This is a genomic window from Bacteroidota bacterium (genome assembly GCA_030706745.1).
In the GTDB taxonomy this organism is placed as follows: Bacteria; Bacteroidota; Ignavibacteria; order Palsa-1295; family Palsa-1295; genus PALSA-1295.
Genome location: JAUZNX010000001.1, coordinates 274,965 through 296,243, shown reverse-complemented (window position 1 = coordinate 296,243; position 21,279 = coordinate 274,965). Strand labels below are relative to the sequence as shown.

General features: G+C 53.9%; 18 protein-coding genes. 8 read left to right on the top strand and 10 right to left on the bottom strand.

The window, feature by feature from the left end; translation table 11 throughout:
• Positions 1-178 precede the first annotated feature (178 nt).
• Positions 179-1,489, top strand: coding sequence for a hypothetical protein (locus Q8902_01355; protein MDP4198201.1), 1,311 nt, complete (start codon positions 179-181; stop codon positions 1,487-1,489).
• 2 nt (positions 1,490-1,491) lie between these two features.
• Here Q8902_01355 and Q8902_01350 read toward each other — a convergent pair whose 3' ends face one another.
• The 4 genes from Q8902_01350 to Q8902_01335 form a co-directional block, all read right to left on the bottom strand.
• The gene (locus Q8902_01350; protein ID MDP4198200.1) at positions 1,492-2,658 is read right to left on the bottom strand and encodes an aminotransferase class V-fold PLP-dependent enzyme; all 1,167 of its coding nucleotides are present in this window, start codon (positions 2,656-2,658) and stop codon (positions 1,492-1,494) included.
• Positions 2,659-2,742: 84 nt separating this feature from the next.
• Positions 2,743-3,471: a DUF2461 domain-containing protein gene (locus Q8902_01345; GenBank protein ID MDP4198199.1), complete on the bottom strand. Its 729-nt coding sequence runs from the start codon at positions 3,469-3,471 to the stop codon at positions 2,743-2,745.
• A gap of 84 nt (positions 3,472-3,555) precedes the next feature.
• The gene (locus Q8902_01340; GenBank protein MDP4198198.1) at positions 3,556-4,155 is read right to left on the bottom strand and encodes a metal-dependent hydrolase; all 600 of its coding nucleotides are present in this window, start codon (positions 4,153-4,155) and stop codon (positions 3,556-3,558) included.
• 110 nt (positions 4,156-4,265) lie between these two features.
• Positions 4,266-5,891, bottom strand: a complete 1,626-nt coding sequence (locus Q8902_01335) for a S41 family peptidase (protein ID MDP4198197.1) — start codon at positions 5,889-5,891, stop codon at positions 4,266-4,268.
• A 411-nt stretch (positions 5,892-6,302) separates the two neighbouring features.
• On the opposite strand from Q8902_01335, the gene Q8902_01330 reads away from it, so the two are divergent.
• Complete coding sequence (locus Q8902_01330) at positions 6,303-6,512, top strand: hypothetical protein (protein ID MDP4198196.1); 210 nt, start codon at positions 6,303-6,305, stop codon at positions 6,510-6,512.
• A gap of 155 nt (positions 6,513-6,667) precedes the next feature.
• On the opposite strand, the gene Q8902_01325 is transcribed toward Q8902_01330, so the two are convergent.
• Positions 6,668-8,665: an OmpA family protein gene (locus tag Q8902_01325; GenBank protein MDP4198195.1), complete on the bottom strand. Its 1,998-nt coding sequence runs from the start codon at positions 8,663-8,665 to the stop codon at positions 6,668-6,670.
• Positions 8,666-9,445: 780 nt separating this feature from the next.
• Here Q8902_01325 and Q8902_01320 point away from each other — a divergent pair.
• Positions 9,446-10,228, top strand: a complete 783-nt coding sequence (locus Q8902_01320; protein ID MDP4198194.1) for a DUF3108 domain-containing protein — start codon at positions 9,446-9,448, stop codon at positions 10,226-10,228.
• A 33-nt stretch (positions 10,229-10,261) separates the two neighbouring features.
• Here the strand turns inward: Q8902_01320 and tsaB are convergent, their stop codons facing one another.
• The 3 genes from tsaB to Q8902_01305 form a co-directional block, all read right to left on the bottom strand.
• A complete protein-coding gene (gene tsaB / locus Q8902_01315) occupies positions 10,262-10,834 on the bottom strand; it encodes a tRNA (adenosine(37)-N6)-threonylcarbamoyltransferase complex dimerization subunit type 1 TsaB (GenBank protein ID MDP4198193.1) in 573 nt (190 codons plus the stop codon).
• An 88-nt stretch (positions 10,835-10,922) separates the two neighbouring features.
• Positions 10,923-11,372: a tRNA (adenosine(37)-N6)-threonylcarbamoyltransferase complex ATPase subunit type 1 TsaE gene (tsaE, locus tag Q8902_01310; GenBank protein ID MDP4198192.1), complete on the bottom strand. Its 450-nt coding sequence runs from the start codon at positions 11,370-11,372 to the stop codon at positions 10,923-10,925.
• A gap of 38 nt (positions 11,373-11,410) precedes the next feature.
• Positions 11,411-12,991: a bifunctional response regulator/alkaline phosphatase family protein gene (locus Q8902_01305; protein ID MDP4198191.1), complete on the bottom strand. Its 1,581-nt coding sequence runs from the start codon at positions 12,989-12,991 to the stop codon at positions 11,411-11,413.
• A 149-nt stretch (positions 12,992-13,140) separates the two neighbouring features.
• Between Q8902_01305 and Q8902_01300 the strand changes: the two genes are divergently transcribed.
• The 5 genes from Q8902_01300 (at position 13,141) to Q8902_01280 (ending at position 19,133) form a co-directional block, all read left to right on the top strand.
• Entirely contained in the window at positions 13,141-13,851 is a 711-nt protein-coding gene (locus Q8902_01300; protein ID MDP4198190.1) for a peptidase E, read from the top strand.
• Between the two features lie 201 nt (positions 13,852-14,052).
• Positions 14,053-14,325 carry a hypothetical protein gene (locus tag Q8902_01295; protein MDP4198189.1) on the top strand — a complete coding sequence of 91 codons (273 nt, stop codon included), beginning with the start codon at positions 14,053-14,055 and terminating at the stop codon, positions 14,323-14,325.
• 87 nt (positions 14,326-14,412) lie between these two features.
• A complete protein-coding gene (locus tag Q8902_01290) occupies positions 14,413-15,183 on the top strand; it encodes an MBL fold metallo-hydrolase (protein ID MDP4198188.1) in 771 nt (256 codons plus the stop codon).
• A 63-nt stretch (positions 15,184-15,246) separates the two neighbouring features.
• Positions 15,247-15,930, top strand: a complete 684-nt coding sequence (locus Q8902_01285; GenBank protein ID MDP4198187.1) for an HAD-IA family hydrolase — start codon at positions 15,247-15,249, stop codon at positions 15,928-15,930.
• A gap of 74 nt (positions 15,931-16,004) precedes the next feature.
• Entirely contained in the window at positions 16,005-19,133 is a 3,129-nt protein-coding gene (locus Q8902_01280) for a hypothetical protein (protein MDP4198186.1), read from the top strand.
• 56 nt (positions 19,134-19,189) lie between these two features.
• Here the strand turns inward: Q8902_01280 and Q8902_01275 are convergent, their stop codons facing one another.
• Together Q8902_01275 and Q8902_01270 are read right to left on the bottom strand one after the other, a co-directional pair.
• A complete protein-coding gene (locus tag Q8902_01275; GenBank protein ID MDP4198185.1) occupies positions 19,190-19,789 on the bottom strand; it encodes a hypothetical protein in 600 nt (199 codons plus the stop codon).
• 58 nt (positions 19,790-19,847) lie between these two features.
• A complete protein-coding gene (locus Q8902_01270; protein ID MDP4198184.1) occupies positions 19,848-21,203 on the bottom strand; it encodes a DUF4139 domain-containing protein in 1,356 nt (451 codons plus the stop codon).
• Positions 21,204-21,279 lie beyond the last annotated feature (76 nt).

Here is a 21,279-nt window from a genome sequence, read left to right as displayed (position 1 = left end):
GGATAGAGGAGAACGAAAAGTGAACCGAAGACTATCGATTCCACGATCCACTATCCACTATCCGTTACGGTCGCCCTAAACAGTCTCGGGAAGGGTTTGCTCCCACGGCAGGAAGGTCATAAAATGATACCCCCAGAACCAACGTATCTTTGCAGAGAAATCGCCAGTTCAATTCCGTATGAAACGACTCCTCTCAACGCACCTTGCATTGCTGTGTTTCGTTGCCAGTTCCCATCCGGCGCATGCGCAAGGTGGCTCATGGACGACTGTTCTCTCGGGCTACTACGGCGCAAGCTTTCGCGCTCTCACGTCCGATACCCTCCTCTACATCAAATCCGCGACGGTCAGCGAGTATGCGGTGATGTCCTCAACGAATGGCGGTCAAACATGGGACAGCTCCGAGGTCGGCTATTGCTTCCATGATCACCCGGGCGGATTTCTCCCCGTTACCGTGGAGGGGTCTTCGGTCAATGATTGCTATGTCGGAGGGTATGTCGATTCGATCATCTACGATCCCGATTGGCGGGAGGAGGTCTATCCGGCGATCCGCCATACAACGGACCGCGGTAAGACGTGGACCGATTATGTCACGATCAAGGCTGGCCTGCTCGATCGAAGCTCCGGAGACTATTTTTTCAATATCAAATTGATGCCCTCGGGTAATATTATTTGGAACACGAACACGGATGTCGTAGGCTGGCCGTCGCTGTTGCTCGTCGATCAGGGGAAAATAACGACCCTGCTTGGCAATCCGGGTAAACAGATCGGCATTTTCGACTTCCGCGACGAATCGACCGGAATGGCATGGGTCGGGAGCACCGAGCTGATCCGGACAACCGATGGCGGAATCCATTGGGACACCATCATGCACCAACGTCTGCCCTGGTCGCAAGGCGGGTATTGGTCCGTTAAGTATCTTAAGTGGGAAACCTGGTTCGCCGTGCAGGACTCGCTCGTATACTCGACGACAGACGATGGCCAAACGTGGTGCGATAGCATGCGCATCCCGTTTCCGTGGGGGATGGCAACCTGCAATTCGTCTAGGCACCTGGGGTTTCTTCTGCCAGGGGATGGCGCTCCGTACTTTTATGGCACCTCGAACGGCTTGATCTGGGAACGGCTTGAAACACCGGATACGCTTCCGAACCCAACGGCCTATGCCGGTGACCGAAACACTCTTTATTATGCGACGAGTAGAGGGCTGTTTCGATCGCGGGTGGCGGGAGGACTTGGTGTCGCGCTCTCTCAAGTGCCGAAATCCAATATTTCGATCTCATTGAATCCCGCAAGCAATACCGCAACGGTTGGACTCGAACCGAGTAATGGTCCCCGCATGCTCACGCTTTGCGATTTGCTGGGTCGCGCTGTCGCTCGCGAACAAATTGGATCCGGCGTACGATCGGTATCGATCGACGTTCACGATCTTGCCGCTGGATTATATGTGATTGAAGTGGATGGCGAATTCAGCAAAATCCTGATCGAGAGATAGCCTCACGCTGCTAAAATCCGCTCGATTTCTTCGGTTACGGCATCGATTTCGTCCATCGTGTTATAGAAATGTGGCGCGATACGGATGCCGAGCGGCGGACGATAGTCCACAATAAAGCGGCGGCGAATCAATTCATCGCAGATGTCCTTGGTCGTGAGCTTTGGATGTTTCCTGTTTCCCAGCGGATCGATTGTGAGCGCGCCGCCTCGCTTCGCGGCTTCGCGCGGTGAGTTGATGGTGAATCCGTGCTCGTCTGCTTTCACGATCAGCCGGCCGGTAAGCTGAAGTGATTTTTCTCGAATCGCCGCAATACCGATCTCGTTGAACATCCGAAGCGCTGGCCGCGCCGTGTGCAGACACGGGACCTGAATGCTCGAAGTCAGGAAGCGGTGCATGCCGCTTTCGAATGTAACATCTGGCATGTGAAACTCGAATGGCTCCCGGTCACCGAGCCAGCCGCGAATGGCGGGCCGGAACTGCTCCTGTAATTCGGGTCGTACGTACATAAATGCCGCGCCGGGTCCGCCACACAACCACTTCAGAACGCCGGTCGCAAGAATGTCGCAGTCCAGAGCCTTGACATCGATCGGCACAACACCGGCTGCCTGATACGAATCGACCATGACGAGCGCTCCCATCTTGTGTGCGTGCTCGATAATCGGCTTGATATTCTGCAAGCCACCTGACCGGAAGTAGACATGCGAGAGCGCGACGAGCTTCGTCGTTTCGTCGATCGCTTCGATGTACTTCTCAGTCTCGGTCCAGATACCATCGCTTTCGATGACATGTGGCACCGCACCATACTTGCGCCAGCCTTGCCACAGATAAGAAATGGTCGGGAAGTGGAGATCGGAATAGACGATCTCGTTTCGCTTGCCAGTGAAGTCGAGGCAACTTGCGATCAGCGCAGAGCCAATCGTAAGGTTATGTATCAGCGTGACATTGCTGGAATCGGCGCCGATGAGATTCGCGATGAGACCGCTCACTTCGTCGACGAACGGAAACCATGCATGCCAGGCCTCGACGCCCTCGGTCTGCCAGATGTCCGTGTATTGTTTCAGCTCAGACTCGACTTCGCGCGGCATGGCGCCAAGCGAGTTCGAGATCAGATAGCTGGATGTTTCCAGAATCGGAAAGTGAGAGCGGTATTTGGCGGCGAGTTGGTCCATTTGAAGCGGGTAACTTTCCCTTGCGTTATTAACTTCTATACAATCTCTAGATTATATAGATTCTATAGAGTGCATTCTTCCGAATCAGGCGCTTCCCAAAAATAACACAACAGGCAGTGCTACCTTGAACTTCTTTCCAAGAACATCCGGAAGCTCTTCGTTCAACAACTCACTGTCTGCAAGATCGAATCCGAACAAAAAGCTCTTGAGCTTGAGCCACTGCGCAGCGGGATGCCCTTCTTCATAGCCGATGGGAATTCGCTTTAGCGATTCCCCTTCGAGCCCCTTTGGGTATAGTCTCTTGAAAGCAGGTGATCCGATAATCTTCGTCAGCTCCTTATGGTTGCTGGCGATCTTCGCGCGAATGCGCTTGAGTTGTGGCGGCATCGGCATGTACACGCCGCCGCCAACGTACACGTGCATACCCTTGCCGGTCTTTGCCGGTTCGAATCCGATGTAATACCCACACCATTCTTCCTTCTTTGTTCCTTCGAGTGGAAACGAGAGGCCGATGTGGGTCTTATACGGCGATTTGTCTTTGCTGAATCGAATGTCGCGATTGATGCGAAAGAGCGACGTCTTCGCGTTGCCAACGAGCGGCAGATCATGCTCTTTGAAGTACCGGCCCATTGCATAGGCGAGCGCCTTCGATGGTTCGCACAGGTGCCGCTCATAGTCATCGCGGTGTGCTTCGAACCACTCCTTGTTGTTGTGCTTTTTCAGGCCGTGCAGGAATTTGAATGTCTCGTTCGAGAAGCCTTCAAAGATGGGAGCAGGTTCGTCAGGTATGACTCTTGGCGCTTTGGATTTCACAGGTATAGATTAGTTGGCAATTACATCCAGGGCCACACTCGTGTTCGTTCCGGCGAAATATTCTGGTGGGATGCCGACGCGATGCTAGGCAAGACCGGCATGAACCCAGAGGATCATCTCGAACAGCCAGAAGCATGCGGCAATCGTTCGGAAGCGCGAGCGATCGGTACTGACTCGATTCCAATAATACGAGCCGATTGCGAACGTCCAGAGCATACCGGCCTCCGCAAGGAACAGGCTAATTCCACGCTCACTCAATAGTTTTGCTGGGCCGAGCGGCGCCAGCGGCAGCAAGTCGCCGAGGACGTACCGCGTGTTATCGAACGGCGCCAGGTATGCAACACCGATATATCCGCCAGTACTATAGCCATCGAGCAAAGGGTGAGAAAACGCAATGAGGAAGAGGACGGCGAAGAGCTTCCACACCGCGTCATGCGAGATCCATTGCTTGTGCCTGAAGAGCCATACGGTGATCCCTGCCGAAACGATCGCGAAGAACACGGAGTGCAGGATCCCTCGATGGCGAAAGATCGAATCGTGCCCGAAGATACCCATCAGGATGGTGTCGGTATCCGGTAATGCCGCAAGAATAATGCTGGCGAACAGAAGTCTCCGTCCTTTGACGAAGCGCGGCCATTGGGCGATCCCCATGCCGACAATACTGTGGCTGATGACGGTTGGCATGATCCATTACGGCTATCGATTACACAATTGTAAAAATCAACAGCCGGCGCTTGAGAATGGCGCCGGCTGCTAACAACCTCAGATATGATAATCGATTACTTAAATACCTATTACTTAAATGCCTGCGCAAGATGCCCTGCTTCACCGAGCACATTATATGCCTTTTGGTATTGCCGATCGAACGGCAGCAGGACGATCGTTGCGACGTTGTAGCCATAGATCCGACCGCCAATCGCGGCTTTGAGTTCCGTTCCGATCCAGGCGCGGTCGATATTGAATTCCTTCATATCCACCTCGGCCCGTGGCTTACCATTCTTCTCTTCCTTCGCCATCGCAAGGATCTTGTCCGCCCAGTTCGATTCCAGCTTGAAGTTCGTAATGAAGTAAGCGCTATCGTGTGCCTTGATCTCACCGACATGCTCGGTCACATAGTCCTCGACATAATCCGCAAGAATGCCCGCCGCACGAAGCCGCTTGGTGGCGGTCTGCAGGGTGTCGTTGCGGACGATGAAGTCCGGTGTGATTCCACCACCACCATAAATAGTACGCCCGGCAGCCGTCTTGAATTTCGGTCGTGATGTATCAGTAGTTACGTCGTATGAATGAGAGTAGTTATCCTCATCTTCATCCTGATACGTCGTGGACTTCATGTAGTGTGCACCTTCATACGGCCGTTGAATCGAGCGACCACTCGGAGTGTAATACCGAGAGATCGTGAGCCGCACGGCGCTGCCATCCTTGAGTGGGAATTGCCGTTGGACAAGTCCCTTGCCAAAGGTCGTCTGACCGACGATGAGCGCGCGGTCCAAATCCTGCAAGGCACCGCTGACGATCTCACTGGCGCTGGCCGATCCATTATCGACCAGTACAACGAGCGGGGTCCTCTCGAACGCTTGTCCGGGTTGTGAAACTTGCACGTCGTCAAAATTCGAAACGCGACCCTTGGTATATACGATGGTCTTGTTGCCACCGATAAACTCATCGGCCACCTGAACGGCCTGTTCCAAGTATCCACCGGGGTTTCCTCGCAAGTCGAGGATTACGCGCTGCATTCCTTTCGATTTCAAATCATTGAGTGCATCGAGTAATTCAGCGTGGGTTGTACCGGCAAACCGGCCAACATCCACATAGCCTGTCGTGGGATCGACCATGAAATGCGCCATGACACTGACCAACGGGATCACGTCACGGGTGATCGTAAAGTTCATGGGTTGCGGCTGTCCATAGCGCACAATACCAACTGTAACTTTCGTCCCCTTCGGACCGCGGAGTTCCTTGCGCACATCCTCTTCATGCAATTTCAGCGCGGAGTGTCCATCGATCGTCACAATCTTATCACCAGCGCGAATGCCAAGCTGTTCGCTCGGTCCACCCGGAACGGGTGAGTCCACGGTGATGGTATCCTTCAAAATCATAAAGGAAACGCCGATGCCTTCGAAATTGCCACGGAAGGACTCATCTTGTTCCTTGACGTTCTTCGGCGGCATATAGACCGAGTGGGGATCGAGTTTACCCAGCAAGCCGACGATTCCCGCGTCGTTCAGTTCGGAAACATCGACCTTATCGACGTAATAGTGCTGGACCATATTCAGCACTTCGCCGTACTTGTCGATTTGCTCCATGATGTTATCATCGCTCATGGCGCGTTCGATGCGGGTGCCGAGTAGGGCGCTCACAACTATGAGGATGGCCCCGGTCATGGCCAGTCGGCGTGGGTTATAGTAAAACTTTGACATGATGATAAGCCGTAAGGCTGGTGTTGATTAACTAAACGAGACCTCGATCCGAATGACGACGCTCAAATGCTTTCCCATTTCGTGTTCTTTTGGATACGTTTTGGCGTGCAATGAAGTTTCGAACAAGCCGTGTGCCGCAATGACTTCTTGCTAATACACCGCCTCTCCCATCGCATCGATTGTGTAAATCGAACTTGCGTAGTTGAGATCGAGGCCGATGGTGCTCCCCACCGTAATGACTCCGACTCTCAACAGCGGCCCTTTTGGCGAAAGTTCGTGAGGGTTTTTTCAGCTTGCCCCCATCACCATATCGCGGCACTGCCACGGCACTGCCACCGCACTGCCGCGGCACGCTGCTTGCACGAATGCGCCCGTTCATGGGTTTAAGATACCCATTGGATTCCTACCATAATGCGAAGCACAGACCCACATTTCTCGAGTCCGGCGGCACCACAGCCAATCACGCCTCCATCGGAGCCGACCACTCCACCCATGCAGCCAAATCCGCCGCATCAGCCCTCGACGCCCGGCACCATGCCCGATCCGACGCCTAAACCAGTGCCCGGCAACCCGCTTCCTCATCCGCAGCCTGCTCCGCCACCCATGCAAGGATTGCGCTGATTTCCCGCAGTAAAGTCTATTGGCTCTTCAAAATGTGATCCTCTTTCGCTTTTGAGGAGGCGTATTCTCGTTTTCCTTATCGTTTTTTCCCGACCCATACAGAAAGGGCACGTCCGCCGGACGTGCCCTTCAAGCCTACCAAAGAAATTCGTAGCTTATCGGCTCGATTTCTCAATTGTGATCTCAACGCGGCGATCCAATTGACGGCCTTCTGGAAGGTCATTGTCAAAGCGGAGGTCGCGGAAGCCATGTCCGTGAACGGTGACGTTCGCTGGCAAGCTGGTCATCGAGCGAAGCGCGGTGACAGCAGCGTTCGCGCGGGCCTCACTGAGTGTTTGGTTGTACTCGGCAGTACCAGTCTGGTCGCAATAGCCATCGATCTTGACACCGGTGGCATCGCGGCTGACGCTCTCACTGATCAACTGGAGCATCTGATGTGCGCGTTGGTTGATGTCGGCGCGGTCGAAATCGAATGACAACATCGCGAATTTCTCGAGATCGTCACGATCGACGGTCTTCGGAACGATGCGTGTGTAGCCATCGGCCTTGGCCGTCTGACCCTGAGCGTCCGTGACGACGAGTGTATAATGCACGGGTTGGTTCATGTACTTCGAGGCATCCGGAACTTCGGTAGTGGTCGAGGCAGGCGGAGCGCCGGTTCCGGAGATCGGTGTGCCGAGTTGCACGCCATCCTTATCGAGTGTTACAGTCCAGTTCGCATACGTGTGGGTCGAAGGGTCTGGCGTAACGGTCATATCGTAACGCACTTCCGTCGGTCCAACGCTGAGCGCCTGACGGTTTTCGATCTTTACAGGAGCCGTGAGATCGGTCGAGGTCGAACTGATTTCTACGCGGCGGTTTTCCTGCATTCCTGCTTTCGTCACAGGATTGGTCGGCAACTCGGGAAGATTGCGCTGATCGACCGTGATCCGGCTACGATCAATTCCCCATGTGGACGTCAGGTAATCCGCAACGGCCGTTGCACGTGCCTTCGAAAGTGCGATGTTATTCTTCTCTTCCTTGGCATTGGCATTCGTACCTGTCAACCGGAGCGTCAGCGAAGGATTGTTCTTCATGCGCTCGCCGACGACATCCAGCAGTTCATGGTTTGCCTGGAGAGCATCTTTGCCACTGAGGGAGCTTTGCTCGCTATAGCCAGTGGCACCGGTGCGCGAGTACCGCGCGCTAATGACTGACGAATTGTCGTCAAAGAAGATGTATGGCAATAATGGAATAGAGCTCCGCGTGTGTAGCGCCTGCTGCGGGGATACCGGTTCGGCCGTGATTGAGCCATCCGGCATAATACCGTGAGCCGTAATGCTGGCGGCAAGTGCGACCGGCGGCGGAGGCGGTGGAGTGCCACCACCAAGTGCGAATTTCAAGCTCGCACCACCAGAAAGCGTGACCGGGAACAACTCACGGTTGTTGCTCGGAGGATTCGGGTCCTGTACGTAATCGGTAACAGGATAGCTGAAGAACGCTTCCGGCGTCAGCCAAATCGTATTTCCGGCATTGAGCGGAATGTCATATCCGACGCCGCCTTTGAGTGCCGCGAGGAATTTGGCCTCATTCGGGACCACATTCTTTTGGTCCACGGCATCCGAAATGTTTTGGCTGTGTGCGTACCACATGTCATGGATCGGGGTCGCAAGATTCGCTCCCGCCATCACATGGAAGTTGCTGAACGCATACTTAAACAGCAAGTCCGCGCCAATATTCGCGATGGAAGCAACGAGCGCCTGATTGCCAACACCTGCTACGGCGGTGGAAGCTTGCTGGTCCCATCGAAGGCTGTAGTCATTGTACGAAATCCGCGGTGCGAACATCCAGTTCTTCGCGATCGGAATCTCCGCGAGAATATGGAATTCCGGCTGCACGAGCACATGGCTCTGGTTGTAGCCATACTGCCCGGCGGCGGTGCCTTGTGGGTCAGTATTGACGCTACCATCGGTGGGCATCGAGGAAAATGTGCCGGATCCCTGCCAGTTCGCGTTAGCAGCTCCACCAAAACCAAGGGTAAATGTGGTTGGCCAGGTGACTTCATCATTCATCAGTCCCGTACCGCCCTTCTGGGCATACGAGCGGGGCGCAAGCAGCGCCATCGCTACGAGAGCGATCGCGGATGCGCCGATGGTCATTCGATGACCGATCATTCGAATTGTTTTAGGTAACATGACTCTCTGTCCTACTTTTCAGTTGTAAGTATCTCATCGCGTGGATCATCCATCGCTTTCGCGATCTATCATCCACAGCGCCCGCGAGGGTTTCGCCAGCAGACACGACATTACGACGCGCCAATCGGCGAGAATCTCCCGGAGGCTCCGATGAGGGTGATTTAGTTGACAAAACTCACTGGCGATCCGCTGGCCAATGCCGTTGCGAAACTGCGGAAGCCACTCGGTCCGAAGTTCTCCATTGAGAGAAGCCTCGTGCGTCATGGAATTCGCGTGAATGCGAAACCCACTGGCTGAGTAATTTCTGTTTAATCAAATTCCTCGCCAATCGGGATTGCATCACAATCCACACGTGGACCTTCTACAGTCCACAAGGTCAATGAACAAGCCGCGTGAGCCATGGGCTGAGTCTCGCCAGGGGGCAGGGGCGACGAGCAACTGCGCATTCAAGCGCGGCAACCGCAGTTATTGACGGTGAGCGCGAATGAGAAATGAGTTCTCATTCACTGGTTGATTGTAGCGGATGTGGCTTAGGAATGTTTCCAACCACGCTGAATAGCTCAACCATTGCAATTCGGGGGTTTTGAGGGCATCGGGCTCGCGGGTCTCCACACATGAACTAGAACTCTCGAATCATTCAATTCATGGATGCGTAGCTTATAGGCGAGTTCGGCGTACTATTTGGTGAAGCATAAAGTAAGCGGATTTCGCTTCTTGCAAGCTGAAACGTTATTTCCGATTCGATAGTAGAGAGTCAATATGAAAAAGATTAAATCGTACTTCATGGGTCTGGTCGCAATTGCGACGATGTTTTCAATCGCGTCCGCCACTCACGCCCAGGCGGGCCGAAAGGATGCATTCCAAACCGGAGAGCAGCTTGTTTACAATGTGAAATACGGTTTTATCAAACTGGGGACGCTTGTTGTCCAGACCGGGGCCATTGCCAACGGAAAGGCCACCGCTCACATGCAATTTTGGACGGCAGACGTGCCATTCCTCAATACAAAGACCGGGGTGACCGATCAATTCGATACGCGCGATCTGACGCTCCGAAGTTTCGAGGAACATTCGCAGAACGGCGATGAGAAGACCAATAAGTACATGACCTACGATCCCGAAGCGAAATCGCTGACGTATTCGGACGATCAGATTAAGAATAAGGTAACAACAGGGATCGATCCATTCGATGATGCGCTGGGATTGCTCTTCAATATGCGCGCCTGGAGTGGTGCGGCTGGCAAGAAGTACCTCTTCCATTTGCGTGGCAAGGATGGGGCGCGACCAGTCACAGTGCAATTCACCAATCAATTTTCCAACGAGCAGGTTGCCGCACTCGATGATAAGGAAGTACGCACGCGTATCCTTCAAGGGAATGCGGACATGGGCTCCTCCTCGCCGCTCGGTGCCAACGGTGCGTTCACGGCTTACATCTCCGACGATGCCGCCGCGATTCCCGTTCGCATTGACATGAGTATTGCTGTCGGCTCGATCTCAATCGTGCTCGACAAAGTCAAGCGTCCCGATTGGACTGCCGCCAAATAGAGCTATTCCAACCAAGGACATGTGGGGCCTGCTTCAGCAGGTCCCTGTTTTGAAGTCAGTAAGATAGAGCGGTTCCAGCGCATCCATTTCCTCGCCGTGAATCGTTTCACCCGATTCGGCCGTGAGGCGCGCCATGATCGCGAGGGAAATGAATGCCGAATGTAGTACGACGGGTGATGGAAGTTCCTCCCGAGACACAAGCCGAATATCGCGCGGCGAAGTTGACTTGGCGAAATAGAACGAGTCATCACGGTAGCTCGCCGTCACAATCGGTGAATCACGAATCCCTTCGGCTGCAATCACTTCATGCTGAGTCAGCGGCACAAGGATGGCTCCTGTGGCAAGCGCCAGGCCCTTCGCGAAGGACAGTCCGATCCGGAGGCCGGTGAAGCTGCCAGGGCCGATGATAAGCCCAATGCGCTCGATTGCACTTGCTGGTGTGCTGGTTGTGGTCAACAACGTCTCGACTTCTGATGCCAAACGAGCATCATGAATGCCGCGCTCATCTGCCGAGGCATCCGCATGGAATTCGCAAAGCACATGGCCCGCATTATCGGCAACGCCGATCGCGATATGTGAAGACGATGTATCGAAGATGAGAATCATTAGCAGTCGTCCACTTTAGGGTACGCGATTCGGTTGCCAATAAACTTGCAGGAATTGCGAAACAGTCCGCGTGGCCTAAAGGCTACGACTACCATGCGATATTCCGTTCGGTATCGCCTATGATTTCGATCGTAACATTCATGGCATCGGCAGGTATCAGCCCCGCGATCCGCTCCGGCCACTCGATGATCGTTGCTGCATTTTTCGGATACAGATAATCTTCGACACCCAGTGCCAACAATTCCTCCGGCTTCTCGAAGCGATAGCAATCCAAATGGAAAAGAACGCGTGGCGCTCGCCGCGGTAAGCTTTCAGTCTGTGCATTTCCGGCTGCGGAGACTTCAAACTCATTGGCCAGGGTAAATGTCGGCGACGTGATGTCGCGCTCATCGATCCCAAGCGACCGGGCGATACCTTTGATGAAGTGTGTCTTTCCGGCGCCAAGCTCGCCGCGAACCGTCACGACGACTCCAGCCCGGACGAACTCGCGGCCGAAGGCTTCGCCAAGCGCGAGGGTATCTTCAGGTGACTTGGACATTAGGGGTTGAATCATTGGACCGAGATGACCAATAAGTCCTATTTCCCTTCTAGTGTCACCACCGGCAAAATCATTTCCTCCATCGAGATGCCGCCGTGCTGGAAGGTGTCGCGGTAGTAGTTCAAGTACTTATGGTAATCGGTCGGATAGATGAAATAGTAGTCTTCCTTGGCGATAATATAGTTCGATGCTGCGCCTCGGTGTGGCAGCTTGAAGTCTTCCGGCCGCTTGATGATCATCGCTTGCTTCTCTTCGGCTTTCACATTGCGGCCATATTTATAGCGAAGACTGGTAGAAGTCTCGCGGTCCCCCAGAACTTTCGCGCCGCGCAGGCTGCGAATAGAGCCATGATCGGTCGAAACAATAATCTTGAGGTTCGGCACGGTGGCGAGCGCCTTGAACATGTCGAATAAGCTCGAATGCAAAAACCACGAGCGCGTCAGCGAGCGATATGCGCTTTCGTCCGGCGCAATTTCCTTTAGGATTGGCGAGTCGCTCCGAGTATGTGCGAGCATATCCACGAAATTCACGACGATCGCGGTCAGATGGTTCTTGGCGTGTTGCGTGATGTTATCGGCAATGCCCGCGCCATACTCGCGATCGATGATCTTGATATACTTCGGCTCTTGTCGCAGCTTGATCCGCTTGCGCTCGAGCAACTTCTGGAGCATCGCCGCTTCATCGCGATTGTGAGAGTTCTCGTCGTCATCGCTCGAGGACCATGTTAGCGGGAAGAGTTTGCCAAATTCGGACGGGAAGAGTCCGGAGAAGATCGCATTGCGCGCATACGGTGTCGCACTCGGCAGAATGCCAAAGTGATAATCGCGCGTAATCTTGAACAGATTGCGCAGCTCGTTTTCCATGATGATCCACTGATCCAACCGGAGGCAGTCGATCACGAAGAACACCACGTTTTGCTTGACTTCGGATTGGAGCGGCGGCAATACCCACTGATCGATCAGGTCGGGTGACATTGCCGGGCGCTCGTCCCGATTGGACTCGACGTAGATTGTGTTGACCCAAGACTGATAATGTCGCTCGACGAACTTTCCGAACTCGGAATTCATCTCGCGCTTTTGGTCGAGCAGCGTTTGTTTGAGGCCCAACCCGCCATGTTCATCAAGCTCCATTTCCCATCCAACGAGCTTCGCATAGAGTTGCGTCCAATCTGCGGCGTTGCGAGCGTTCATCATCTCGACGGCCGTCCGCGCGAACTCTTGCGTGTAATCGCGTGAGACGGCTTCCCCGACAATCTGCCGGCCTTCCAAAAACTTTTTGACAGCGATCAGGACTTGCGTCGGATTGACCGGCTTCGTCAGGTAATCCGAAATCTTCTTGCCGATCGCCTGCTCCATCAGGTCTTCTTCTTCGGACTTCGTGACCATCACTACCGGCAAATCGGGATGCTGGGCTTTGAGCGCTTCGAGCGTTTCGAGTCCGCCCATGCCCGGCATGTTCTCATCCAGGAACACGAGATCCGGCGTCTCGGCCTGCGCCATGGCGAGTGCATCCTCACCGCTCATGGCAGTGTGCACCGCGTAGCCACGACCTTCGAGCAGCAAAATATGCGGCTTGAGAAGATCGATTTCATCGTCGACCCAGAGAATATTACCTTTCATAAGAAGCTGAACCTGGATTACGCAGATGATGGCCGCGCAACCATAGTTGCACGGGATTTCGCGGATTGATTTTTCGGAATAACCGATTATGGCTATCCGTTGAATCATAGAAGCAGAATTGTTCTCGAATCAATCCGATAAATCAATCCGTGAAATCCAGGCTCAAGAATGTTGTTGCGTTCGGCGGCGATTCGCTACAGGCCGATCCGACCAATAAACTATCCGCAAAATTCATACTCGGTCTGACCGGCAAGTCGCGACCGCGAGCCTGTTTTCTTCCGACCGCCAGCGGAGACCCGCAGTCATATATCCAAGGGTTCTACGCTCGGTACTCTCCGGATCTTTGCGAAGCGACTCATCTGGAGTTGTTTGCTCGCACCATTAAGGATCTTCGCTCCTTCCTGCTCGCGCAGGACGCTATTTATGTCGGTGGCGGCAACACCGCGAATATGCTCGCGATCTGGCGTGTCCATGGAGTGGATAAGATCCTGCGCGAAGCATATGAACGGGGCATCGTGATGTGCGGCACCAGCGCCGGATCGCTCTGCTGGTTCGAGTGTGGCGTGACCGATTCATTCAGTCTCGATCTCGATCCCCTGTATGATGGCCTCGGTTTTGTGAACGGCAGCAACTGTCCACACTACAACACCGAGCCAAACCGAGTGCCGCAGTATCACAAGTTCATTCAGGAAGGCCTTCCGGCCGGATACGCGGCCGACGATGGCGCCGCGCTGCACTTTATCGATGGTAAATTTGCCGAAGCGGTCAGTTCCGTTGCCGGTGCCAGAGCCTTCAAAGTCGAACTTGCAGACAGTGCTATTCTCGAGACGCCGATTCCGGTCCGCTATTTGGGGGAATAGAACCACGATTATGCAGATGGTGGCAACGCAACCATGGTTGCGCCGGAATTCGCGCATTGATTCTCCGGATTCGGTCTCGCGCTTTGCGATTTGGTGGAAATTCCGATGAACGCCTTCCGACAAAATCTTGTAAATCAATCGGCGAATTCCGGCGAAGCCGTAGTTGGCGCCGGCATCATGCGCGTAATCCAGCTTCCATAAATGACTCACGAAGAATTATTCGAAGAATTGAAATCGCTCGCGGCCGAACTCGGCATCAAGTTGCGGTTCGAAAACGGCAATTTCGATGGCGGCTATTGCCTGTTACGCGAGGAGCGGCTGCTCGTGCTTAATCGCCGCGCCACCGTGCCGAAAAAGATTCGGACGCTTGCCCGTGGACTCTCGGAGTATGGTTTGGGTACTATCTTCATTCGCCCAGCTTTGCGAGAAGCGATTGAAGATGAGATCGCGAAGGAAATGAAGGAAAATGCCTAATTGATGACGAATGACATATTGGGAGCTTAGTATGAGACTCGAACGCGTATTCATGTGTCATTTGTCATTCGTCATTTGTCGTTTCGGATGAAGGTCACGCTCTTAGGCACCGGTACCTCGACGGGTGTACCGATGATCGGCTGCGATTGCCGCACGTGCCGCTCAGAAGACTCTCGTGATAAACGGCTCCGTGTAAGCGTCCTTATCGAGCACGACGGCAAAAACATCCTCATCGATACCAGCGCCGACTTTCGCCAGCAGATGCTTTCGCATGGCGTAACACATCTCGAAGCAATTCTCTATACCCACAATCACTACGACCATATCGCGGGCTTCGACGATATTCGCGCGTTCCAGTTCTTAAGACGTAAAGCCCCGCCCTGCTATGCCGACGAGGTGACCACGAACCATATTCGCCGGACCTTTGACTACGCCTTCGGCGCCGCGACGCAATTGGGTGGCGGACTTCCAGAAGTCCGGTTCACAATCATCGACGAGCAACCATTCGACGTGTTTGGTCTACGTGTTATTCCCGTGCCTCTCATTCATGGCCGAATGTCCATTCTTGGATTTCGCATTGGCGGCTTCGCGTATCTCACCGATTGCAGCGAGATTCCGGAGGCGTCCTTCGCGCTGCTCGAGGGCTTGGATACACTCATCCTCGATGGCCTCCGGCCAAAGCCGCATCCGACCCACTTTTCCATTGAGGAAGCCGTGTTGCAGGCCGGACGGATCGCGCCGCGCATTACGTATCTCACCCACATGAATCACGATGTTCTGCACGAGGCGGTCGAGCGGGAGCTGCCTCCGCATGTCAAATTGGGATTTGATGGACTCGCATTTGAAGTAACGAGTTGAGGGAATAACGAATGACACATGACAAAAAATGGTTGAAGCAATAGTCATTCGTCATTCCCCACTATGATCAAGTCTATCGTTTTCGATCTCGATAACACGCTCGTCGATTTTATGGCAATGAAACGGCAGGCCATCGAGGCTGCCATTGACGCCATGCTCGATGCCGGACTCGATCTCGAACGTGCGGACATCCGTCAGCGGATCGATGCCATTTATAAAGAACGCGGCATCGAGTACCAGCAAGTCTTTGATGATCTCCTGTTTGGGGTCTTCCAGAAACTCGATCACCGGATTCTTGCTGCTGGTGTGATTGCCTATCGACGCGCGCGCGAGGCAGCACTCAAGCCGTATCCGCATGTGACCGCCACGCTTATGCAATTGCTGCAGCGGGGTATCAAACTCGCCGTGCTCACCGACGCTCCCAGCCGCGAAGCATGGCTACGACTCTGTCATATCGGGTTTCATCATATCTTTGGTGTCGCTGTCACATTTGATGAGACGGGTGAGCGCAAGCCATCGGCCAAACCATTTCTCAAAGTGCTTGAGCGCGTGGGGACTGTGCCCGCCGATGCCCTCATGGTCGGCGATTGGGCCGAGCGCGACATTGCCGGCGCCAAAGCCGTCGGCATGCAGACCGCCTTTGCCCGATATGGGGATGTGACCGGCGTCATCGAGCACGGCGCAGATTTCGATCTCCACGACATCACGGACCTCTTGGCGATCGTGGATCGCCAAAATGGCAAATGACGATCAGTTAGTTCGGGCACCGATTCGCGGCGCAGGTTGTCATTGGTCTTTCCTTATTTGTCATATTTCAAAGCATGCTGCGATTTGTAATATTTCTACTGCTATTTTCCGCGCCAACGGTTCTTTTTGCACAGGAGCATTCTCAGCCCAGGCAAGAAACCGGTGATCCGGAGACCCTTTCGAAGCTGATAGATCTGCCGCCGCCTGTGGGTCTTTACAAGGAGCTTCAGAATGTGACGGAATCGATCCGCCGGTCGGCCCCATTCGCGCGCGGACTTTACGAGATGACCCGCCGCGCCGGCCTTGACGGTACGTTCGATGTCGAGGCGCGGGTTCGGGCTTACGAGCAGTCGCAAAGAGATCTTCAGGAATCCAGTGTGGCGGAAAAAGCGAGCGGTATTGGCGCGCCCATGAAGCCGCTTGCCGATGCATGGAGGAATATCGGTCTTATCGGTTCTTCTGCCAATGGAGTGTTCTCAGCCGGTTGCGTAACAGCAATCGCGATTAACCCGAGCAATCCGAACATCATGTATGCGGGCGCGACGAGCGGCGGTGTGTGGAAATCGACCGATGCGGGTGGGCATTGGGTCCCTCTGACCGACAATGCGATCCCAAGTCTCGCCATCGCTTCCATCGCAATCGATCCGAAGAATCCCAATACGCTCTATGTCGGTACCGGTAATGGATATGCGGCCATCGATGAATTGACCGGCACGGGCCTTTATAAATCGACCGACGGCGGTGGAACGTGGACGCATATTGGTGCGACGACGCTTAATGCGACGGTGGTAAAAGTCCTCGTCGATCCAGTCCGCAGTAATGTGATTTTTGCTGCAGAATACAGCGGTTTCCGAGGTCTGTATCGTTCTTCGGATTCGGGTGTGACCTGGTCGAAAGTGTTTCCGACATCAGGTAATTCGGCGGGTGTCGTCTGGGATGTCCTGGCCACAGTCGTCGGCGGAACACCCTATCTCTATTTCGCGGAAGGAAATAACGTTGGCGGTAACTCCACGGAGTGCGGAATCTACAAATCGATCGATGATGGTGTGACGTGGGCCAAGTATCCCTCCCAGTTTCCGCGTGGCGATACCGTTGGCCGGTGCGTTCTGGCCGCATCGAAAGGTGATCCGCGACGCATTTTTGTATTTATGGCGAACCCCGCCGGCGATACCATTTCCGGTGGCCGGCGCTCGCTCTTTCGCTCGGTGGATAACGGTCTGACTTGGAGCCCGATCGCGATTCCTACCACAGTCTTTCACGGCGCGGGAAATCAGGCGCCACAGGGCTGGTACGATTGCATGATGGGAGTCACGCCGTATTCCAATGGCACGACGGGCTCGGACACAATATTCATCGGAGGCGTCGAAGGGTGGGTCAATTTTAATGACGGCGCGGGATGGCAGGACTATAGCGACAACAACTGGAATTGGGCCTACTCGCACGTCGATCACCACACGATCGCATTCAATCCGCTGGACCCAACCATCGTCTATGATGGCTGTGATGGTGGTTTGTATTGGTCGACTACAGCAGGATATCCGGGATCGTGGGAGTATCGCTCCAACCAAATGGTGACCGGGCGCTTCTATCATATCGGGCTTGACATCCTAACAGCTAATGCGGTGACCACATTGGGTGGCGCACAAGATCAGGGGACGTGGAAAATCCAGGGGACGCAAACTCCCACACTGCTTGTCGGTGGTGATGGGCTCCAGCCGATCGTGAATTCGATTAGTCTATCATATCCATATTATGCCGAGCTTCCGAATGGCGATCTCTATCGCTCCAATAGCTCGGGAAATAACTTCACCCAGATCGGCACAAGCTACTTCAATGACAATGCGGACTGGAATACGCCGTTCAAGCAGTCCATTGCGGCGTTTGGATCTACGCCGGCTTATCATGTTTTCTATGCTGGCCGGCAGCATTTGTGGCGCTCGACCGATGATGGCACGACATGGGGAATGACGTCGACCACATCGTTCTCGAACAATATCCATGCAATCGGTCTTTCCGCGACTCCGGCGGGCAATATGTATGTCGGCAGCTTCGGGCAGATCGAATTTTCAACCGATGCCGGGACATCGTGGGTATCGAGATCGAGCAACATCCCATCATCCTGGGTGTCATCGATTGTGACGACCGGTCACGATCCGAATTTTGTACTGGCAAGCTTCTATACCGGTGCTGCGAATCACGTCATGTCTTCCACTGATAATGGTGCACATTGGATAGCGCGCAATGGCTCGACGGGACACACGCTCCCTGCTGTTGGAATTAACTGTGTGGCTCTCGACTCTGTCGATCCGGTTCGTATTTGGTATGCTGGAACCGACAACGGCATTTACTACACGATCGACTCCGGAAATACGTGGTCGGTGGCCGGCTCGGGATTGGGCCTCGTCCCGTGTTATGACGTAGAGGTGCAGGCGAACAAGACAACGATTCGTGTTGCGACGTTTGGCCGGGGTATCTGGGAAGGCAGCACAAACTCGCTGCCCATCGAATTAGGCTCCCTCTCCTACTTGAAGACGCAATCGGGCACGGTCCTGAAGTGGTTTACCGATAGCGAGCGCGGCGATGCCGGGTTCTATGTTCAGCGGTCCTTCAACGGTGCTCCGTTCGAAGATATTTCATACGTCGCGTCGAAGGCGATCAGTGGCAACTCGAATTCAAGAATCGATTATGTTGCTCCTACGGATACGATGAAGCAGCCGGGCACATATCTATATCAACTCAAACAGCTCGATCTTGATGGCTCGCTCCATTTCTCGAATCATATCGAAGTTCACTGGGGCGGCAACCAGATGATCGTGTATCAAAACTATCCGAACCCGCTGCTGATCGGCACACCGTCCGGACAAATCGCGAGTTCTTTCCAACCATTCGGACAGGATAATACACCGGTTGTCCAGCCGGCACTCGCGACGCGGATCGACTATGAATTACCGTATGATGAGACGACCGAAGGCGATCAGATCTCCGTCAAGGTCTACAACTCACTCGGCAAATTCGTGAGTTACGCAGTCGATCCGAATGGCGTCCAGGTCAATAATCTCGCACAGCAGGCGGGCACGAACTCTGCCTTCTGGGATGGCCACGCCAGCGATGGCGCGATCGCCCCGAGCGGTGCATACTTCTATACGATCGAGACCCAGCACCATGGTACCTTTGTAGGTAAGATGGTGCTCTACTCTAATTAGTTGATAGTGGATAGTGGAAAGTGCGCTGCCCACTATCAACTATCAACTATCCATTATTATCTCCCCTTTTGCGCACCGCCGTATTTATAGTTTCTTGCTTCGGGCGGCATGTTCGGGGCAATTGTCCGCATCGGTACCTCATGCGTTGCAACGCGTGCCTCTCGTGCGTTTGCGGCGGCCCGGTCGCGCTCTTCGAATAATACCCTGTCGTTGTTCTCGTTATATGCACGGGGCGTGATTACGTGATCTGGAGGAACAGTCTGTATGATCCGATTTTGCGTGACGATCTGGCCATACCGATCGTATGCGTGCGCCGGGTAATTCCTTTCGTAATACTCATGATTCATCCACGGCCGTGACGTATTGCGATTGAGCATAACGACATAGGAATGGTCAAGGTCCACATTGTATGGCGGCGCGGGGTTCGGGACATATGAGCCGTTGTTCAAGTAGTAATACTGCTGAGCTGCGGCATCATAATATATCCCGTAGTCCGGAAAGTAATAATACGGCGCATAGGCACCATCGGTATAGAGCGGAGCCCAGCTCGGTGGTGTGGAAGCGGTTTGCGATGTGCCGCAAGCAATCAGCGTGCACGCGGCGAGCGTAAGGATGAGTAAGAGAAATGAGCTAAGATTGATGGATTGTTTTTTCATATTGCTGGAGCATTAATGCTCCGGCAATCGCTTCAAAGTCCGCGCCACAATCCTCCGGTTACCATCGGTGCCGCACCGTGTAAGTGATCTTCTCCTCGCCATGTGAGTTCACTGGCACATGGAAGACAATATGATATGCATCTCTCTTCTCGTAACTCATGGATGACTGTGCGATCTCCCAGTTCGTACCGAGATTTTCGATGGCGTCGATCGTCACCGGTTCATCCTTGTGGTTCTTCAGCGTAATCTCGACCGTCTCTTCGTTAGCGTTCGGTCCTAAGCTTTGCTGATTTGTGACCGTCCGTTCGCCGGTCAGATCGAACGCATTCCCGACGTGGAGCGTGATCTTTTCGTCTCGTGGTGTGTGCTCGATGTGATCTTCGCCAACGAATTCGAGCGATCCATCTTTGTCGCGTTTCATCACGCGGACGGTCCCCATTGGAATTGGCATTCCCAGATGATTGGCTTCCGAGTTTTGCAGCGCAATCGTAACTGCAACGGACTTGCCGCCTTCGTATGTGTACTGCTTCTCAACTGCAACCTTATCCGCGCTCAGTAGTGAAATTTGTTTTACCTCATTGTTGCCGATTGTGGTCTGCCTTCCGAGATCGTAGACGTGATACTCGAACATACCATGCTCCTGAAATTGAACATCGTTCATTGTGATCGCATTTGCGGTTCCTCGCGAACCATGGAATGAGATGGGAGGAGGCTGCACGCGGTTTATCGCGCCGGCCACGAGTTTGAGTTTCGCATCGGGATACGACATGCCGCTTTTATTGTCAATCGAGACCCATCCGGTGAGATCGACTGATCTATCATCGTCAGCAAGCGCCGCGATGTATTCGGCATGCCATGAAATGCCGCCAGTCTGATACATCACTTCGAGCGGCTCGCCGGTCATCGTGCGAGCAGCGTGCATTTGCCAAACGAGTGACGGCTTGGTGTAGAGTCCTCCAAGTTGCGGCATGTTCAGTGTGTAGCCTGTGAGTCCCGAGAGCGAGATGATGCCGGAATCGGTCATGATCATCAGCTTGCCGGTCTCGACGGCGAGCAGCGTGCCGGTTAGTCTCTTGCCCGCTGTGGATGTCAGGGTGATCGTCTTGTCGATATACTTCTCGAGCAGTTTATCCTGACTGATGAGATCATACTCGTAGTTCTGCTCGATGGCATCGACATCCTTCGGATGTGCAAGATCGGTGATCTTCACTGTGGTCGGATCGATGCGGCTTGGCACATCCGTCATGCGGACTTCACCGGTGCCTTGCTTGAGATCGAATCGCCGAACATCGCGCACGACACCGAGATCGTTATTATAAACAGTGAGCGCGACCGACTGTCGATTGTCCACCTGCTGAGCGAACGAGGACGTAGCGAGAAACGAGGATAGGAAGACCCAAATGAGATGCTTCATGATGAATTGAGAAAATAATGGGTATCGGTGCAAACGGATGCCGGCTGCGGAAGTTACGCCGGGACCTCATGATGGG

Coding starts and splice junctions, on each gene's coding strand:
- Q8902_01355 (MDP4198201.1), top strand. CDS start 179: ATGAAACGACTCCTCTCAACGCACCTTGCATTGCTGTGTTTCGTTGCC.
- Q8902_01350 (MDP4198200.1), bottom strand. CDS start 2,658: ATGGACCAACTCGCCGCCAAATACCGCTCTCACTTTCCGATTCTGGAA.
- Q8902_01340 (MDP4198198.1), bottom strand. CDS start 4,155: ATGCCAACCGTCATCAGCCACAGTATTGTCGGCATGGGGATCGCCCAA.
- Q8902_01335 (MDP4198197.1), bottom strand. CDS start 5,891: ATGTCAAAGTTTTACTATAACCCACGCCGACTGGCCATGACCGGGGCC.
- Q8902_01330 (MDP4198196.1), top strand. CDS start 6,303: ATGCGAAGCACAGACCCACATTTCTCGAGTCCGGCGGCACCACAGCCA.
- Q8902_01325 (MDP4198195.1), bottom strand. CDS start 8,665: ATGATCGGTCATCGAATGACCATCGGCGCATCCGCGATCGCTCTCGTA.
- Q8902_01320 (MDP4198194.1), top strand. CDS start 9,446: ATGAAAAAGATTAAATCGTACTTCATGGGTCTGGTCGCAATTGCGACG.
- tsaB (MDP4198193.1), bottom strand. CDS start 10,834: ATGATTCTCATCTTCGATACATCGTCTTCACATATCGCGATCGGCGTT.
- tsaE (MDP4198192.1), bottom strand. CDS start 11,372: ATGTCCAAGTCACCTGAAGATACCCTCGCGCTTGGCGAAGCCTTCGGC.
- Q8902_01305 (MDP4198191.1), bottom strand. CDS start 12,991: ATGAAAGGTAATATTCTCTGGGTCGACGATGAAATCGATCTTCTCAAG.
- Q8902_01295 (MDP4198189.1), top strand. CDS start 14,053: ATGACTCACGAAGAATTATTCGAAGAATTGAAATCGCTCGCGGCCGAA.
- Q8902_01290 (MDP4198188.1), top strand. CDS start 14,413: ATGAAGGTCACGCTCTTAGGCACCGGTACCTCGACGGGTGTACCGATG.
- Q8902_01285 (MDP4198187.1), top strand. CDS start 15,247: ATGATCAAGTCTATCGTTTTCGATCTCGATAACACGCTCGTCGATTTT.
- Q8902_01280 (MDP4198186.1), top strand. CDS start 16,005: ATGCTGCGATTTGTAATATTTCTACTGCTATTTTCCGCGCCAACGGTT.
- Q8902_01275 (MDP4198185.1), bottom strand. CDS start 19,789: ATGAAAAAACAATCCATCAATCTTAGCTCATTTCTCTTACTCATCCTT.
- Q8902_01270 (MDP4198184.1), bottom strand. CDS start 21,203: ATGAAGCATCTCATTTGGGTCTTCCTATCCTCGTTTCTCGCTACGTCC.